This window comes from Exiguobacterium sp. KKBO11, from assembly GCF_001644945.1.
GTDB classification, from domain to species: domain Bacteria; phylum Bacillota; class Bacilli; order Exiguobacteriales; family Exiguobacteriaceae; genus Exiguobacterium_A; species Exiguobacterium_A abrahamii.
Map to the genome: position 1 here is coordinate 243,809 of NZ_LUCU01000011.1, position 15,689 is coordinate 259,497.

Genomic DNA, 15,689 nt, shown 5'->3' on the forward strand with positions numbered 1-15,689 from the left:
CATAATGGGAGAGCTGTGGAGTATCGTATTGCTTGTCTTCTTCTTCGGTACGACGTTCGGGATGATTCATCTGATCGAACGTGTCCAGTGGAGAGCAGGTGACCGTAAATGACATGGTTTTTACTAGCGACGGGCTGCCTCGTCTTCTTGTATCTCGGATATTGTCTGATGTATCCAGAAAAATTCTAATCGCATAGGGAGAAAAGAAAAACATGTGGACTCAATTCATGATCCAATTTTGGATCCTACTCGTCATCGCACTTTGCGCGGCGGTCTTGCTTGGTCGCTACATCGGGATATACTTCGCACCTGTCGCAGAGCGTCGGGTCGATAAAATCGGTAAGGTCGAACGACGACTTCTTTTGTTACTCGGCGTCGATGAAAAGAAACACGATCAATCGTGGGTCGGTTACTCGAAAAGTTTGTTGCTTGTAAATATTTTCTTCTTCATCGGTGGTTATTTGCTACTTCGTTTCCAAGGCAGTCTACCCTTGAATCCGAACGGTGCTGTGAATCTCGATTGGTCGACAGCGTTGCATACGACGATCAGTTTCATGACGAACACCGATCAACAACACTATTCAGGCGAGGCACTCTCATATCTCTCGCAAACGTTCGTCCTTGGAACGATGTTGTTCGTCGCTCCAACGATGGCGTTCACGGTCTGTATCGCTGTCATTCGTGGTCTTGCGAACAAACCACTCGGTAACTTCTATGCCGACTTCGTTCGCTTCATCTTGCGGATCCTGATTCCGATTTCACTCGTGTTCGGGATGGTCATGATCGTCTTCGGTGTACCACAGACGTTCGGAGGGGCGGTCAGCGTCACGACGCTCGAAGGAGCAAAGCAGTTGATTTACCGTGGACCGGTTGCTGCGTTTGAAGTCATCAAACAGCTCGGGAACAACGGTGGTGGTTTCTTTGGTGTCAATGGTGCTCATCCCTTCGAGAACCCGAACCAATTCGTCAACTTCATCCAGATGTTCTTGATGCTACTGATTCCGATGTCACTTCCAATCGCTTACGGCAAAATCATCGGTTCCGCGAAACAAGGTCGACTATTCCTTGGAGTCATGACGCTTCTCTTCATCATGATGACGGTCGGGATGGCAGGGAGCTTACTTGCGAATCCAACGGCACATGGTCAGGAATTACGGTTTGGTCAAATCGGAACGGCGCTCTACAGTTCGATTACGACAGCAGCTGAAACCGGTGCGGTCAACGCGATGCATGACTCACTTCATCCACTTGCTGGATTGATCCAACTCGGCAATATGATGCTCAACGTCGTTTATGGTGGAGCAGGTGCAGGATTCCTGAACGTCTTACTTTACGCCTTCGTCGCAGTCTTCCTGACAGGTCTCTTGATCGGTCGGACACCGACGTTCCTCGGGAAGAAAATCGAGACGTTCGAAGTGAAGATGATCGCGATCGCGCTACTCGTGCCGCCATTCCTGATTCTCGTCGGAACGGCAATCTCGATGTACGCTGCACCAGGCGTCGCCGGCATCTCGAACCCAGGTTATCACGGACTGTCGCAAGTCTTGTATGAGTTCACGTCCGCGACGGCGAATAATGGATCCGGTTTTGAAGGACTCGGCGACGCAAACGTCTACTGGAACGTCTCGACATCATTCGCGCTGTTCTTCGGACGCTACATCCCATTAATCTTGATGCTTGCGATCGTAGGTTCGCTTAAAGCGAAGCAATCGGTCCCACAAGATGAATTTTCGTTTAAGACAGACACACCACTCTTCGGAACAGTCTTCCTCGGTACGGTCGTACTCGTCGGTGCATTGACATTCTTGCCAGTGCTCGTACTTGGACCAGTCGCGGATTGGCTGACGATGTGAACAGGAGATAAAAGCATATGATGGAACGAATCATGCATCCGACGCCCGAGGAACACCAACCGAACGGGGAGCCGGAACACCAATCCAAATCAGCAATCAGTGGCTCGATCGCGCGTCAAGCGACGATCGATGCCTTTAAAAAATTAAATCCCGTCAATATGGTCAAACAACCGATCATGTTCGTCGTCTGGATCGGCTGCTTGCTCGCGATCGGCTATACGATCTTCATTGACGAGATGCGTGGCTTTAACTTAACGGTCAGTATTATCCTCTTCCTGACGGTCTTATTCGCGAACTTCGCGGAATCGATCGCGGAAGGACGCGGGAAAGCACAGGCGGACTCATTGAAAGCGTCAAAAGCAGATGTCATGGCACGCAAACGTGTCGGACAACTGATTCAAAGCGTTTCGTCTGCGACTCTTCGTAAGGGCGATATCGTCTTCGTCCGAGCAGGGGAGTATGTACCGGGTGATGGTGAAATCATCAAAGGACTTGCTTCGATTGATGAATCGGCGATCACCGGTGAATCCGCACCCGTCATCAAGGAAGCGGGCGGTGATTTCTCCTCGGTCATCGGCGGCACACTCGTCGTCAGTGACGAGATCGAAGTCCGGATCACGAGTAATCCAGGTGAATCATTCCTCGATCAGATGATTGCCCTCGTCGAAGGCGCAAGTCGTCAGAAGACACCGAACGAACTCGCGTTATCAACGCTCTTGACGAGCTTGACGTTGATTTTCTTACTTGTCGTCATGACACTACCGGTCTTTACGAACTATCTTGGATTTGATCTGTCAGGTCCAATCTTGATCGCCTTACTCGTCTGTTTGATTCCGACAACAATCGGTGGCTTGCTGTCCGCGATCGGAATCGCCGGAATGGACCGCGTTACCCGCTTCAACGTCATCGCGATGAGCGGGAAGGCGGTCGAAGCAGCAGGCGATATCCAAACGATCATCCTGGATAAAACAGGAACGATCACGTTCGGTAACCGGATGGCGTCGGAGATCACGCCAGTCGGCGGACGTACTGCCGAGCAGGCGTTTGAGGGGGCGATCCTCGCCTCACTCGCTGATGAGACACCAGAAGGACGTTCCGTTCTTGAACTCGCTGAACTTCGCGCGATGCCGGTGGAACAACACTGGTTAGATGGAGCAGAGATCGTACCGTTCCGCGCAGAGACACGGATGTCCGGACTCGACTTAAGAGATGGTCGCCGCGTACGGAAAGGGGCGGGGCAAGCGATTCAAGAATGGGTCAAGGAACAAGGCGGCGCCATTCCGAGTGATTTGCAGGAGAAAGTAGACGCGGTCTCTCGTCTTGGCGGCACACCACTCGTCGTTGCGATCGACGCAACGATCCTTGGCGTCATCTATTTGAAAGATACGGTGAAACCGGGCATGCGTGAACGATTTGATCGGTTGCGTGAGATGGGGATCAAGACGGTCATGTGTACGGGTGACAACCCGTTGACGGCAGCAACGATTGCCCGCGAAGCAGGCGTCGATGATTTCGTTGCCGAATGTAAGCCGGAAGATAAAATTCGTGTCATCCAGCAGGAACAAGCAGCCGGTCACCTCGTCGCCATGACAGGAGACGGTACGAATGATGCACCAGCACTCGCTCAAGCCGATGTCGGCCTCGCGATGAACAGTGGGACGCAAGCTGCAAAAGAAGCAGCGAACATGATTGACCTTGATTCGAACCCGACGAAAATCATCGAAGTCGTCGAAATCGGGAAACAGCTCTTGATGACACGGGGTGCCTTGACGACGTTCTCGATCGCAAACGATGTCGCGAAATATTTCGCGATCATCCCGGCAATGTTCATGGTGGCGATTCCACAGATGGAAGTGCTCAATATCATGCGTCTTGATTCCCCGATGAGTGCAATCTTGTCTGCCTTGATCTTCAATGCGATCATCATTCCGATGTTGATTCCGCTTGCGATACGAGGGGTTACCTACAAACCGATGACGGCGGATCAATTACTCGGTCGTAACTTACTGATCTATGGTCTTGGCGGTGTCGTCGTTCCATTCATTGGGATTAAAATCATCGATGTCTTGCTTGCAAGCATCCTCTAAGGAGAAAACGAATCATGAAACAAGCCATTCGTGTGACGGTCTTCGTCGCAGCGTTATGCGGGATCGTCTTTCCCGCTTTATTGACCCTGTTCGGTCAACTACTCGTACCGAATAAAGCTGAAGGTTCTTTAGTACAAGAAAACGGAAAATTCATCGGATCGGAATTGATTGCCCAGCCGTTCACGTCGAAACAGTATTTTCACGGACGTCCATCAGCGGTCGATCAATTAGCGGGAGCGTCTGCTGGGGATAACCTAGCAGCATCGAACCCGGAGCTTGGCACGAAGATGGCGGAATTACAGAAACAGAACCAAGTGGACGGCGCTTCGCTTCCGGACGATGCCCTCGTGACATCCGGTTCTGGCTTCGATCCGCACATCTCAGTCGATTATGCTTTGGTTCAGGCGAAGCGTATCGCAACCGCGCGCGACCTGTCACGTGAAGAAGTACGGAAATTGATCACGAAGGAAGCAGGAACACATGATTACGTTAATGTCCTGCGCTTGAACTTAGCACTTGATCGGAGTAAGTCATGACACGAGGAAAGCTGAAGCTGTACATCGGCTCAGCTCCTGGTGTCGGAAAGACGTATAAGATGCTTGCCGATGCACGAGCATTGACGCTTGAAGGCAAGGATGTCGTCATCGGTCTGATTGAGACGCATGGTCGAAAAGAGACGGCGGAGATGGTCGGGCAACTCGAACAAGTTCCGCTACTTGAAGTCGTCTATAAGGACAAGACATTCTCTGAGGTGAACGTGGACGCGATCATTGCCCGTCGCCCGGATATCGTACTGATCGATGAACTGGCGCATACGAATGCGCCAGGATCGGTACGAAAGAAACGCTATCAAGATGTCGCAGCACTGCTTGAAGCAGGAATTAATGTCTATTCGGCCGTCAACATCCAGCATTTCGAAAGCTTGCTCTTTAAGGTCAAAGAAGTGACGGGTGTCGAAGTGCGGGAACGCATCCCGGATCCGTTTCTCGGGGAAGCCGATGAGATTCTACTCGTCGATGTCACGCCACAAACGTTACGGGAACGACTCGAGCAAGGAAAGATCTATAAGAAGGAAAAGATTGAACAGAGCTTGAATTCGTTTTTTTCGCTTCAGAATCTTGCGAGCTTACGTGAGTTATCGCTACGTCAGGTCGCGGACGAAGTCGACGATCAAGTCTATCAATCACGCTTGTTGATTGAAAAGGATCCAGCGTCGCTACAAGAACGGATTCTCGTCTGCATCCAGCTCAACGACAACGCGCGGAAGTTGATCTATCGCGGCTTTCGCATGGCGAGTCGTCTGAAAGCGGATCTTTATGTGCTGACGATTTTACCGACGGCAGAGAATCAATTGAATGCCAAACAAAAAGAAGTCTTAGCGATGGTACGCGAGAGTGGCTCCTTGTTCGGAGCAGAGGTGCTGATCCGAATTCAAGGCGAGCGCTCGATTGCCCAAGCGATCACGGCAGCTGCCAAGCATCATCGCATCACCCAAATCGTACTCGGTCAATCTGCACGGACCCGTTGGCAGGAAATCCGACGTGGATCGATCATCAATGAAATCATGCGTCATGTCCGTGGGATCGATATCCAAATCGTTGCCGATGACATGGAACGCTAGGGGAGCCCTTCCGCGTAAATGCAGGGGTTCTCTTCGTATCATTCCGTAGTATGACGTAGTACCGTTCAGACTAAAGATAAAGTGCAGTTTTTCTCTTAGTGAGAAAGATTGCACTTTTTTGTTCACCTCGCATCGTTTTCCTGGGACAAGCATCGCGCCGCTTCACTTCGTTGCAGGGTCACTCCTGCTTGTTTTTCCCTAGGAAGCGATGTCGAGTGAACAATTTGCGTCAGGGTATAGAAAGTAGAAACGAAGAAGGAGAAGGACTTCTTTTGATAGATAAGAGAGATCATCATCACATCAGCACACCTTGTTTTGTAGGACCACTTTAGCCGTAAAAATGATGCGCTTATCGATTTCATTTCGTTATGTTTTAGTAGGACGCAACCGTACGTCCTTGGCTCCTACAGGAAAAGGAAGTGCGGTTAGCGCTTCCGTCAGGGATGGGTGAGACCCGACAAATCGCATGGAGTGCGAGATGTCGCGGCTTACCTCCCGCCTGTGGAAAGCGAGGATGTCGGGAACGTCTGTCATAAAAACGAGAGTGACGTCATTTACTTTTCAATGAATAAACATTACGAAAAAGGAGTAGTCTTTCTCTATCAAGAGAAGAACTACTCCTTTGCGTGTATGTTTTTAACTATCCCTTAACGAGCGAAGACCGGAATATCGAAGGTTGCTGTATAGCTATCCATCTGTTGATAGAGTGAATAGATCCGTGACGTCTGTTTGACGGCCCATCCCATGTCTGTTGCGTACTGATGGCTACCAGGGCGCATCGGACTCCAACGCATTTTGTAAAGCGTATTTTGTCCATAGACATTGTGGATGTACTTCGTGCTGATGAATTCAGCACCACCGACAATCGCGGCTTCCGGAGTGAACCAACCTTGACTGTACGCATAAGCAGCACCGGTGTTGATTGCATCGTAATCATATGCACCAATGCCGTACATGTTGTAGACTTTGCGTCCATTCCATGTCACACCCATCGCAAGTGTTGATTTTCCGTTTCCTGTCTCAAGTAAAGCGTGGGAGATCAAGTAAGCTTCGTTGACGCTGTACTTTTGACCAGCATCGATGAACGCTTGACCACAACTACCATTGCTACATTTGTTGAAGATTCCTTCGCCTTTCGTCACGTTCGCTAACATCTTATCGAGTGTCGCAGGTGTCGCACCTGTTGTTTTCGATAAATCAAGGAACTGATAGAAGTCTGAAGAATTTCGGTCGACCTTGAGTGGGTCAGCAGCGTTACGGACGTCTGTTTCGAGTGCATTCAACCACTGGATCGTCGAATAATTCGTTGCGTTCGAATAGACACGTGGGTACGTCGTATAGAAGCCACTGACGGATTGATAGACACGAATCATCCGACCAGGCTGGAATTGACCGTAGACGTGACTTGCTGTCGAAGCGCCTGAACGAATGTTGAGTGGTGTCGTCGCTGTGACAGTCGCAATCGTTCCATTGACTGGATCGAGTGCACCACCGAGACGGACGTAACCCGTACTGACGTACATCAATTTGTTTTTGTAGATATCCGTTTGCGGTGGTGGATTCAATTTCATCTGTGCGCTGATGAAGCTATCGAACGTATACGGTGTCGCGACGGAGTTATAGACGTTTAATTTAGAAGAAGTCGTCACGAACGCCCCCTTATACGCATATCCACTTTTCCCATCGTAGGAAATCTTATACCAATCACCGATTTGACCAGAGACAGTGACGACGAGATTTTGAGGAATCGTCTTGATGACATTGTATGAGCTACCGACGTAAGAGCGTAACGCAACGTTTGATGTAGCCCGTACGTACAATTTTTGTTTTGCTTCGTATTTGATTGATGACGTGTTTTGTCCCGTCCGGATATAACCCGTTTTGCCATCAATTGTCACTTTATGCCACGAGGTGTTTGTGTACGACGTGATCAAAGAAGATGTGTAATAGACATTTCCGAACGAGAGTGTCGTTACAGTTTCTGCTTGATCGTCCGGTGCTTGTTTGACGACAAGTGATTGGTTCGCCAAGAAGCGTGCACCCGTAATCTTTTTCGTTTCCGTGTACGGTGTCAGTGTTGATTTTAAGACATAGCCGTTTTTACCAGCGTAGCTGATTTTTAACCATTGATCGAGACTACCTGTTACTTGAACGACGGCTGCTTTTGGCAGCTTCGTCACCGTCGCATAAGCTGAACCGGCATCCGACTGGAGTGTCGTATCCGTCGTTGCTTGATAGCGGTGGTTATTGACGCTTTCGTATGTGACAGGTGAACCTTGATTGATTTGGATGTAACCGGTTTTCCCGTCGACCGTCAGGCGATGCCATTGCTCCGAACGACCAGTCGTGACGACTTGATTCGTCGTGTAGACGTCTCCAGAAGAGAGACGAACGAGAGTGTCAGCTGTCGCTTGGTGCGACGTTTTTACTTCGACGGTACGCCCAAGGCGATAAGAAGAAGATGGAATTGATTGCGTCATGACTTTTTCCTTAGCGTAACGTGAAGCGATATAACCTGTTTTCCCGTTGTACGTCACACGATACCAATCATCGATCATTCCAGTGACCGTGATGCTCGTACCAGAAGGAATCGTTTTGACGGTCGCGTAAGTGTTTCCAGCATATGAACGTAGAGGAGTCGAAGTCATCGTCTGCATGACGATCCGGTCCGATTGATAACGAACGCTCTTGCCTTGACCGACAGGAATGTAGCCTGTCTTTCCATCCTTGCTCACACGATGCCATTGCTGACCGTTTGACGTCACGAGTTGTGTCGTGTAGTAGATGTCACCGCTCTGTAGTGTTTCAAGCGTGGATGCTTTTGCATCTGGTGAAGATTTAATGGAAACTGCTTTTTCAAGCTCAAAGCGTGCCCCTGCAATTTTCTGCTTCGTTGCAAGCGTCGTAAAGGTGCTAGAAGCAGCATATCCCGTTTTACCGTTATAACTGACCCGGTACCAATTACCGATCCGTCCGGAAATCTTGATGACCGTATTGCTCGGGATCGTTTGTACTGTTGCATATGATGGACCTGCATACGAGCGGATCGTTGTTGCGGCTGTCGTTTTCAATGAAAGGTTTGATTGTGACTCGTAAGCGATAGGTGTTGCCTGATTCGCTAATACGAAGCCGGTTTTACCTTCCTTCGATACTTGATACCATGTTTCACCGAGTGGATTCGTCACACGTGTCTTCGTGTAGTAGACGTTTCCGGCACTTAGTGTCGCAAGTGTTTTTCCGTTTGTTGCAGGTGTCGTCTTGATGGCGAGTGATGCTGTCAACAGGAAGCGTGAAGACGGAAGCTTCGTCTTTTCTGTGTACTCTGCCAATGTAGCGGATAAGACATAACCCGTCTTACCAGAGTATGTGACTTGATGATACGTTGCCGTCTTAGCACTTGATGTGACAATCGTGCCCTTCGGAAGACTGGCTAAGCTATTCTTCGCTTCCGCTTGACTGTAAAGGGGTGTCACACTTTTCGTCTGATACCGTGTTTGTGGGATCAGGGTCACACTTTGCTTTTCAGAAGAGGCGAACGCATCTTGATGCATGTAGCCTTTTTTCCCATCGTACTGGACGCTGACCCAGTCCTCGATCCGACCGACGATTTTGACGTCTTTTCCAGATGGAATGGTCTGAACTTTTGGATAACCGGTTCCAGCGTATTGGCGCAAGATATAAGCGTCGACCGTTCTTGACGTCGTGTTCGTCACCTTTTTATAGGCAACTGCTTTTGCACCAGCAACGACATAGCCCGTCTTCCCGTCATATTTGACGCGGTACCATGTTTCGCCATATGGATTTGTCACACGTTGTGACGTGTAGTACACATCCTCTTCGTTCAACGTACCGATCGTCGCTGCAGTATCCACTGCCGTCTTTTTGATCGGTGTTTTTTTGAGGACGAGGTAGCGCTGTCCAGAAACGGTTTGTTTCTTTTCGTACAGCGTGAGGTATTTCGACGCGACATATCCCGTTTTTCCAGCGTATGTGACTCTTCTGAATGCGCCAGAAGCATACGTGGATGAAACGACAGTTCCGGTCTTGATCGTCAACAAGCGCTTCCGAGAAGATGCCGTCTTGTCGTACAGATAACTATCGGTAGACAGACGGTAGGTCGTTGCTTTCGTTGTCGCTGCTTCAGCTACGGGTAAAGATGTTAAAACGATGCTGAAAACGATGAGAAAGCTCGCGAACACCTTCAAGGTCTTCGAGAATGATGTCGTGTTCAAAGTATCTTTCCTCCTAGTAGATATTCGTCCGGATGGACGGAATCGGCTTCTAGGATGTCTAAGTCTAAGTTGTGGAATCTATTGCCTATCCTTACTATCGACAATATCGGATTTTTATGAATAAGATATTGAATTATTTTGAAAAAAGGGGTCTGGTTTTTTGAAAAACCCTCCTGTTTGTTTAAACAAGAGGGGATAAGGTCAGATGTTGAGACGAGCGAGGAGTTCTGTCAGGTTCGTCGTTGGTCGTTCACATGAAAAATCATGACAGAGATAAGCGGTAGGTACGTTTGGTTCAGGATAATCTGCGAGCAGCGGTACAAGCGGTAGAAGGTCACGCTTCGTCCCAATCAACAAGGCGACTTCTGGTAAGCGCCTCTGTTGCAGTTGATTGATTTCGATTGGGATTTCCGACTCTTCAGGAATCAAGATGATCAATTCCTTCGGTTCCATCTGCCGATAGGTGAACGTACTGACAAGTGAGGCGAAGCCCGTTGGTTGTTGCTCGACTTCTTCTACTAATGCCGTAAGAGCCCGTTCGGCACTTTCCTGATAGACGAGACGCCCGGTGAGGCGACTGAGCGTGAAGAAGGCATGCAAGGCAACGCTGTTTCCGGCAGGTGTGACCCCATCATACAGATCAAGTGGACGAACGAGTAGCTCGTCGGAGCGTGAAGACGTCAGATAAAAATAGCCATCTACTGTCTGGAACTGACCTTGTAGCACATCTGCAAGTACTAAGGCTTCCTTTAGATGAAGCGCTCGTCGTGTCGATTGAAACAGTTCAAGATGTGCGTCAATCAAATAAGCATAGTCATCGAGGAATCCGTGTCCGGTCGCTTGTCCTTCGCGGTAATGAACGGCAAGCTGCTGTTTGGTACGAACGAATCGTTCGAGTGATGTCATCGCACGCGTTGCAACACGTGTATAATGCGGTTCATCAAAGATGCGACCGGCTTTAGCGAACGTCGAGATCATCATCGCGTTCCACGATGTCAAGCGCTTATCGTCACGAAACGGACGCGGACGTTCATTTCGCGCACGAAGAAGAAGCTGGCGCTCGCGTTCGAGTTGCGCCGCTGTCTCAGCAGGCGACAAGTGAACAGAACGTGCGAATGCCTCAAGTGTTCGTCCCGTCCGGTATAAGACGTTTCGTCCTTCAAAATTTCCTGATGGTGAAGCATGATAAAAGCGCGGGAACAGTGCGTCTGGTCCGAGCAAGTCCGTCAGTTCAGCTGCCGTGAACGTATAATAGTGTCCTTCGCCTCCTTCACTATCTGCATCTAGTGCGGCGTAGAAGGTACCGTCCGCGGCAGTCATCTCATGCTCTGTAAACGATAGGACTTCTTCCGCGTAACGTCGGAAGCGGATTTGTCCGGTCACTTGATACGTCTCGATGCATAAGGTCGCGAACCAAGCATTGTCGTACAGCATTTTCTCGAAATGAGGAATCTGCCACTCGGCATCGACCGTATAGCGGAACAAACCGTAGCTGACTTGATCGGTCATCCCACCGTCACGCATCGCGATCAATGATCGCATGACCATATGGAGCGCCGTCTCGTCTTCCGCGTATTGATAATAATCAAGCAAGAAACGAAGCAGGGCTGGCGACGGAAACTTCGGTGCCCCGCCGAATCCACCGTGTTGACGGTCAAATTGGCGCATCGCTTGATCAAACGTCTCGTGAATGATGGATTCATTCCAAGTACTAGTAGCCGCTGTAGGCTGCAATACGTCGCGAAGCGTTTGCGACATGTTCTGACCGACTTGTGCGATTTTTTCTGGTGAACGGCGGAATTGCTCGCTTAGCTGAAGCGTCACCTGACGAAAACTCGGGCGGTTGAACTGAGGCGTCTTCGGAAAATACGTACCGATATAAAACGGTTGCTGGTCCGCTGTCATGAAGACGCTCAGTGGCCAGCCGCCTTGTCCGTTCATGACTTGAGCCGCCGTCATGTAGACATGGTCAATGTCAGGACGTTCTTCCCGGTCGACCTTGATTGCGATGTAGCGTTCGTTCAAGAGGCGTGCCGTTTCTTCATCCTCGAAGCTTTCGTGAGACAGCACATGGCACCAATGGCACGTCGAGTAACCAATCGATAAAAAGATCGGCTTGCCGCTTTCCCGAGCGGCAGTGAAGGCGTCTTCGCCCCACGGGTACCAATCGACAGGCTGATGAGCGTGTTGCAATAGGTAGGGACTCGTTTCATGGATAAGTCGATTCGACATGATGGATTTCCCTCGTTTCTTCTATAGTAATGAGTCCTCTTCACGATACTCGGCTTTTACGGCAGGTGCAACTCCAATTCTGAGACAGGAGAAAACGATTTTTCAAAAGAAAGATTGACTTTATAAAAGAAAGTGTGATAGATTAATATAAGTCATGAATCGGGGATGATCACTCATGTGAGAATCTTCAATCCATATCATACAATTAAATCGACAGGTCAGGATTTTTAGACCGCTACTGACAAATGAGTCAGACATAAGTCATCGCTTTTATTTTGTCCTTCTTCATACTACGAGGAGAAGTTGACCCAGCAAGATAAACCTTCCAATCGATACTTTTCCGCTCATTCCCGAGCTATTTCTAAAAATCCCAGTATCATGCGTCCGTTGCAGACGCATCACGATTCTTGCTAAAATGCTTGATTCAGCTGGCGCGGCCAAGGAGCCGTAACAACGAAAGAGAGGTAGGGCTTTCGTCGTTTCAGGTGTTTTGATCACCTGTAATCCTCGATTCTCATGACAACCAAAACAACGACACGCTGATGAGGCGTTTTTTTTGTGCCTTTTTTCGGGTAATGCTGAAAGAAGGGGGTGACGACATGCCATGGAATGAGAACGACTATCCGGAGTCATTCAAGAACTTTGATCCGCCACTTCGAAAGAAAGCAATCGAGATCGCGAACGCGTTATTAAAAGACGGGTATGAAGAGGGACGCGCCATTCCGATCGCGACATCGCAAGCTGAAAAATGGTACGAAAGTCACAAAGACGAACAATAAAAAGTTGTAAGCGATACCATTTCTTTCATTTACGAAGGATGGTATCTTTTTTTACGAAAAATATACACTATTGAGAATATAATCTGATATTATTAAGAAGTGTCAGAAAATTCAATAGGGGGTCTCATCATGAAATACGGCAGTACGTTTGGAAAGTGGGCATTGGCCGGAGTGTTAACAGCAGGAATCCTTCCACAAGCGGGTCTTGTCGGGGCAGAAGGCGAAGGCGTCATCTTGTCTGAATACATAGAAGGAACAAGCAATAACAAGGCAATCGAGCTGTACAATGGATCGGGGCAAATCATTGATTTAGCAGACTATACACTCGTTCAATATACGAACGGTGGACCATCAGAAGCGAAAATCACACTATCGGGGAAAGTGGATCCAGGTAAAACGTTCGTTATCGCGAATTCGAGTGCGAATGCGGATATCAAAGCAAAAGCACAATTGACGACGGGATCATTGAACTTCAACGGGAATGATCCAATTGCACTTAAAAAAGGCGACGTCGTTCTTGATATCATCGGACCACTCGGTTCATCAACGGATTTCGCAAAAGATACGACACTCGTGCGGAATGCGGGCGTCACGTCTGGTGCTAAAACATACGAACCATCACAGTGGACGAGCTTCCCGGTCGATACACTGACGAATCTCGGTAGTCATCAGACAGAAGCGGGCGACGTTCTTGCAGCACCTACAGCTTCTCCAGTCGGTGAAGTTGAACGTGGAGATCAAGTGACATTGTCAGGTGAAGGAACGATTCATTACACGGTTGATGGCACGACACCAACTGTCGACAGTCCGGTGTATACGTCACCGATCACGATCAACGATGAAGTGACGATTCAAGCAGTTGCCGTCAAGGACGGTAAAACGTCAGCGGTTTCGACATTCAAGTACTATATCGCACCACCGATCACGAAAATCAGCAACATCCAAGGCGTTGCGCATACGTCGCCGTACGCAGATCAACTCGTCCGGACGACAGGTGTCGTCACGTACGTCGTCGATGCGAACAACTTCTACATGCAAGATCCGAATCCGGATAACGACAGCCGGACATCAGAAGGGATTCTCGTCTACGCGAAAAACCATGGTGCTGCCATTGGACAAAAAGTCGCGACGACAGGATATGTCAAAGAGTGGTTGCTTGGTGGCTACAGCGATAAGTTCGATACAGATTTAGCGGTCACGGAAATCAGTACGGTCAATCTCGTGAAGGGTGCACTCAACGAAGGATTACCAGCAAGTATCGTCCTCGGTGATAAAGGAGTCTTGATTCCGACGCAAGTCGTCGACAACGATTCGTTCGCGCAGTTTGATCCAGAAGAAGATGCGATTGACTTATACGAAAGCTTAGAAGGTATGCGTGTCGCTTTACCGAACGCAATCGTCACAGGTCCACAAGCGAACCGGACGATTCCAGTTCGGACGCAGACGGCGGATAAGGTCTACACGAAACGCGGAACTCCGATCCTGACGAAGGACAACGTGAATCCAGAACGTCTCTTCGTTGAGATGGGCAGCTCGTCTTACCGCGCGAAAGCTGGTGATACGTTCAACGGAACGATCGAAGGTGTCATGAGCTACAACTATTCGGCATATAAAGTACTTTCAAAAGCAGCGGACCTTCCGAAACTCGTCACGCGCGAAGCGGATCGTCAGCCGACGAACATCAAAACGGGTGAATCACGTTTGACTGTCGCTTCGTACAACGTCGAGAACTTCGCTTCAACGGCAGACGCTGGAAAAGTCGACCGTGTCTCAGAAGGTATCGCAACATTCTTGAAAACGCCGGACATTGTCGGTTTGACAGAGATGCAGGATAACGATGGTGCGACGGATAGCGGCACGGTCGATGCTTCGAAATCATTTGAGACATTGATCGCCGCGATCGAAGCGAAAACGGGTGTCCGCTATGCCTATACGGACATCGCACCAGAAGACAAGAAGGATGGTGGACAGCCGGGCGGAAACATCCGTGTCGGATTCCTCTACAATCCAGCACGTGTATCGCTCGCACCAGGTGAAAAAGGTGGCGCGACAGAAGCCGTTACGGTGGAAAATGGTAAGTTAACGAAAAACCCGGGTCGCATCCAACCGACGGATCCGAACTTCGCGAGTTCACGGAAACCGCTCGTCGCAGAATTCCTCTTCAACGGTGATTCGTATCATGTCATCGTCAACCACTTTAACTCAAAAGGTGGCGACGGAGCTGACTTCGGTAAGAACCAGCCGGTCGTACGTAAAAGTGAAGTCCAGCGTCATGCGATCGCGAACATCGTCCAAGATTTCGTCTCTGAATTGAAGACGGAAGTCAAAGGATCGAACGTCGTCGTACTCGGTGACTTGAATGACTTCCAGTTCTCGAAGACGCTTGATATCTTAAAAGGCGATAACTTGTGGAACACAGTCGATGATTTGCCGGAATCAGAGCGGTACTCGTATATCTATAACGGAAACGCTCAAGTGCTCGACCATATCTTAATCTCGAATAACTTGAAGTCGTATACGTCGTCGGATATCGTCAACATCAACTCAGAGTATATGGAAGCAGACGGTAGCGCGAGTGATCACGACCCAGCGATCATCTCAATTCAAGGTGCAGAGACGGCCGTACCGGTCAAAGGAAAAGCAGAAGTCGGCATCTGGCGCGCTGTCCAAAAAGGAAAACATATCTTCATTGAACGAAAACTAGGACGCAACTGGGATAAAGCAAGTGAAACACATGCCGACCAACAAGGTGAATTGCTCGCACTTCGTGTTTCGCAAGGTCGTCCATACATTCAAGTGAAAACGATCAAAGGAAAAACGATTTGGCTCGAACTGTCGAATAAATATAAACTAACTGAAACAACAAAATATCAATAAATTAAAAA

Annotated in this window: 9 protein-coding genes; 7 read left to right on the forward strand and 2 right to left on the reverse strand. The window is 49.1% G+C overall.

The window, feature by feature from the left end; genetic code table 11:
- Positions 1-108: 108 nt before the first annotated feature.
- From AYO36_RS17165 to AYO36_RS01490, 5 genes are read left to right on the forward strand one after another with little or no spacing between them, the layout of a single operon-like run.
- A complete protein-coding gene (locus AYO36_RS17165) occupies positions 109-189 on the forward strand; it encodes a potassium-transporting ATPase subunit F (RefSeq protein ID WP_071908832.1) in 81 nt (26 codons plus the stop codon).
- A gap of 23 nt (positions 190-212) precedes the next feature.
- A complete protein-coding gene (gene kdpA, locus AYO36_RS01475; RefSeq protein ID WP_064299336.1) occupies positions 213-1,853 on the forward strand; it encodes a potassium-transporting ATPase subunit KdpA in 1,641 nt (546 codons plus the stop codon).
- 20 nt (positions 1,854-1,873) lie between these two features.
- Positions 1,874-3,940 carry a potassium-transporting ATPase subunit KdpB gene (gene kdpB / locus AYO36_RS01480; protein ID WP_369815316.1) on the forward strand — a complete coding sequence of 689 codons (2,067 nt, stop codon included), beginning with the start codon at positions 1,874-1,876 and terminating at the stop codon, positions 3,938-3,940.
- Between the two features lie 14 nt (positions 3,941-3,954).
- Positions 3,955-4,476: a K(+)-transporting ATPase subunit C gene (kdpC, locus tag AYO36_RS01485; RefSeq protein ID WP_064299338.1), complete on the forward strand. Its 522-nt coding sequence runs from the start codon at positions 3,955-3,957 to the stop codon at positions 4,474-4,476.
- Positions 4,473-5,561 carry a universal stress protein gene (locus tag AYO36_RS01490; RefSeq protein ID WP_064299339.1) on the forward strand — a complete coding sequence of 363 codons (1,089 nt, stop codon included), beginning with the start codon at positions 4,473-4,475 and terminating at the stop codon, positions 5,559-5,561. Before kdpC ends, AYO36_RS01490 begins: the two co-directional genes overlap by 4 nt.
- A gap of 647 nt (positions 5,562-6,208) precedes the next feature.
- Here AYO36_RS01490 and AYO36_RS01500 read toward each other — a convergent pair.
- Both AYO36_RS01500 and AYO36_RS01505 read right to left on the reverse strand, forming a co-directional pair.
- The gene (locus AYO36_RS01500; protein ID WP_064299341.1) at positions 6,209-9,793 is read right to left on the reverse strand and encodes an SH3 domain-containing protein; all 3,585 of its coding nucleotides are present in this window, start codon (positions 9,791-9,793) and stop codon (positions 6,209-6,211) included.
- A gap of 201 nt (positions 9,794-9,994) precedes the next feature.
- Positions 9,995-12,025: a thioredoxin domain-containing protein gene (locus tag AYO36_RS01505; RefSeq protein WP_064299342.1), complete on the reverse strand. Its 2,031-nt coding sequence runs from the start codon at positions 12,023-12,025 to the stop codon at positions 9,995-9,997.
- A 599-nt stretch (positions 12,026-12,624) separates the two neighbouring features.
- Here AYO36_RS01505 and AYO36_RS01510 point away from each other — a divergent pair.
- Both AYO36_RS01510 and AYO36_RS01515 read left to right on the forward strand, forming a co-directional pair.
- Complete coding sequence (locus AYO36_RS01510) at positions 12,625-12,804, forward strand: DUF2188 domain-containing protein (RefSeq protein ID WP_035396111.1); 180 nt, start codon at positions 12,625-12,627, stop codon at positions 12,802-12,804.
- 129 nt (positions 12,805-12,933) lie between these two features.
- The gene (locus AYO36_RS01515) at positions 12,934-15,681 is read left to right on the forward strand and encodes a chitobiase/beta-hexosaminidase C-terminal domain-containing protein (RefSeq protein ID WP_064299343.1); all 2,748 of its coding nucleotides are present in this window, start codon (positions 12,934-12,936) and stop codon (positions 15,679-15,681) included.
- Positions 15,682-15,689: the final 8 nt, after the last annotated feature.

What these genes read in the sequence shown, in the direction of transcription:
- kdpB (WP_369815316.1), top strand. Translation starts at nt 1,874, where the DNA reads ATGGAACGAATCATGCATCCGACGCCCGAGGAACACCAACCGAACGGG.
- AYO36_RS01515 (WP_064299343.1), top strand. Translation starts at nt 12,934, where the DNA reads ATGAAATACGGCAGTACGTTTGGAAAGTGGGCATTGGCCGGAGTGTTA.
- AYO36_RS01510 (WP_035396111.1), top strand. Translation starts at nt 12,625, where the DNA reads ATGCCATGGAATGAGAACGACTATCCGGAGTCATTCAAGAACTTTGAT.
- kdpC (WP_064299338.1), top strand. Translation starts at nt 3,955, where the DNA reads ATGAAACAAGCCATTCGTGTGACGGTCTTCGTCGCAGCGTTATGCGGG.
- kdpA (WP_064299336.1), top strand. Translation starts at nt 213, where the DNA reads ATGTGGACTCAATTCATGATCCAATTTTGGATCCTACTCGTCATCGCA.
- AYO36_RS01505 (WP_064299342.1), bottom strand. Translation starts at nt 12,025, where the DNA reads ATGTCGAATCGACTTATCCATGAAACGAGTCCCTACCTATTGCAACAC.
- AYO36_RS01490 (WP_064299339.1), top strand. Translation starts at nt 4,473, where the DNA reads ATGACACGAGGAAAGCTGAAGCTGTACATCGGCTCAGCTCCTGGTGTC.
- AYO36_RS17165 (WP_071908832.1), top strand. Translation starts at nt 109, where the DNA reads ATGACATGGTTTTTACTAGCGACGGGCTGCCTCGTCTTCTTGTATCTC.